This window comes from Actinomadura soli (assembly GCF_005889715.1).
Taxonomy (GTDB): domain Bacteria; phylum Actinomycetota; class Actinomycetes; order Streptosporangiales; family Streptosporangiaceae; genus Spirillospora; species Spirillospora soli.
This window is the reverse complement of the sequence record NZ_VCKW01000510.1, coordinates 1-2263: the sequence shown is the minus strand read 5'-3', so window position 1 is coordinate 2263 and position 2263 is coordinate 1. Positions and strand designations below refer to the sequence as shown.

At 58.2% G+C, this 2263-nt stretch carries 1 rRNA gene; it reads left to right on the top strand.

Annotated features, from left to right (window positions below):
• Positions 1 to 191 precede the first annotated feature (191 nt).
• Positions 192 to 2263 (top strand): 23S ribosomal RNA (locus ETD83_RS41320); the annotation flags it as partial.

Sequence of the window (2263 nt, the reverse complement as noted above, 5' to 3'; positions counted from 1 at the left end):
GGTGGCCTCGGATCGCGGGACCAGGTACCGCTTCATCCCTTGGGGGTGGGGCGGTTCTGGTGGGCCCGGTTGTTTTTTGAGAACTGCACAGTGGACGCGAGCATCTCTGGTGAATGACGATGCTGTTGCGATGGTTCGCCGTCGTGGTGGTGTTGCTCGTTTATCTGCGATTTGTTTTGATCGTTTTGTGTGTTCAAGTTTTTTAGGGCATACGGTGGATGCCTTGGCATCAGGAGCCGATGAAGGACGTGGGAGCCTGCGATATGCCTCGGGGAGTCGGCAACCAGACTTTGATCCGGGGATTTCCGAATGGGGAAACCTGGCACCCGTCATGGGGTGTCGCCGCCGTCTGAATGTATAGGGCGGTTGGTGGGAACGCGGGGAAGTGAAACATCTCAGTACCCGCAGGAAGAGAAAACAATTGTGATTCCGTGAGTAGTGGTGAGCGAAAGCGGAGGAGCCTAAACCGTGCGCGTGTGATAGCCGGCAGGCGTTGCGTGTGCGGGGTTGTGGGACCATCCTGGTCCAGCTGCCGCTGGGTCGAGAAGTTACAAACTGCTCGGGTAGTCGAATGGCATGGGAAGGCCGACCGTAGACGGTGAGAGTCCGGTAGACGAAATTCGAGTGGCTTCTGGGTGTGTTCCCGAGTAGCACGGGGCCCGTGAAATCCCGTGTGAATCTGCCACGACCACGTGGTAAGGCTGAATACTTCCTGGTGACCGATAGCGGACAAGTACCGTGAGGGAAAGGTGAAAAGTGCCCCGGTGAGGGGTCGTGAAAGAGTACCTGAAACCGTGTGCCTACAAGCCGTCAGAGCCTCCTCAACGTCTTTCGGGGTGTTGTTGGTGATGGCGTGCCTTTTGAAGAATGAGCCTGCGAGTTATGGTGTGTGGCGAGGTTAACCGGTGGCGGGTAGCCGTAGCGAAAGCGAGTCTGAATAGGGCGTTTTTAGTCGCATGCTGTAGACCCGAAGCGGGGTGATCTAGCCATGGGCAGGGTGAAGCGCCGGTAAGACGGTGTGGAGGCCCGAACCCACCAGGGTTGAAAACCTGGGGGATGACCTGTGGTTAGGGGTGAAAGGCCAATCAAACTCCGTGATAGCTGGTTCTCCCCGAAATGCATTTAGGTGCAGCGTTGCGTGGTGCTTGCCGGAGGTAGAGCTACTGGATGGCTGATGGGCCCGACAAGGTTACTGACGTCAGCCAAACTCCGAATGCCGGTAAGTTAGCGTGGCAGTGAGACTGCGGGGGATAAGCTTCGTAGTCGAGAGGGAAACAGCCCAGATCATCGGCTAAGGCCCCTAAGCGTGTGCTAAGTGGGAAAGGATGTGGAGTTGCCGTGACAACCAGGAGGTTGGCTTAGAAGCAGCCATCCTTGAAAGAGTGCGTAATAGCTCACTGGTCAAGTGATTCCGCGCCGACAATGTAGCGGGGCTCAAGCACACCGCCGAAGCCGTGGCACTCACGCCGTAGGGTGTGGGTGGGTAGGGGAGCGTCCTGCAGCCGGTGAAGCCTCCGAGTGATCGAGGGGTGGAGGCTGTGGGAGTGAGAATGCAGGCATGAGTAGCGAGTCACACGTGAGAAACGTGTGCGCCGGATGACCAAGGGTTCCTGGGGCAGGCTAATCCGCCCAGGGTAAGTCGGGACCTAAGGCGAGGCCGACAGGCGTAGTCGATGGACAACGGGTTGATATTCCCGTACCCGCTGGTATGCGCCAACGCTGAACCCTCTGATGCTAAGACCGTGAAGCCTGGGGTGGGGCCTTCGGGCTGTGCTCTGGTGTGGATTGGTCGGCCCGAGGGGGTAGTAGGTGAGTGATGGGGTGACGCAGGAGGGTAGCTCAGCCCGGGCGGTGGTTGTCCCGGGGTAAGGCTGTAGGGAGAGAGATAGGTAAATCCGTCTCTCATGTTCCTGAGAGCTGATGCCGAGCCGTTTTAGGTGAAGTGAGTGATCCCATGCTGTCGAGAAAAGCCTCTAGCGAGTGTACTGGCGGCCCGTACCCTAAACCGACTCAGGTGGTCAGGTAGAGAATACCAAGGCGATCGGGTGAACTGTGGTTAAGGAACTCGGCAAATTGCCCCCGTAACTTTGGGAGAAGGGGGACCTCGCCCGGTGAGCCGTCTTGCACGGGGAGCTGGGTGGGGTCGCAGAGGCCAGGGGGAAGCGACTGTTTACTAAAAACACAGGTCCGTGCGAAGTCGTAAGACGCGGTATACGGACTGACGCCTGCCCGGTGCCGGAACGTTAAGAGGACCGGTTAGACC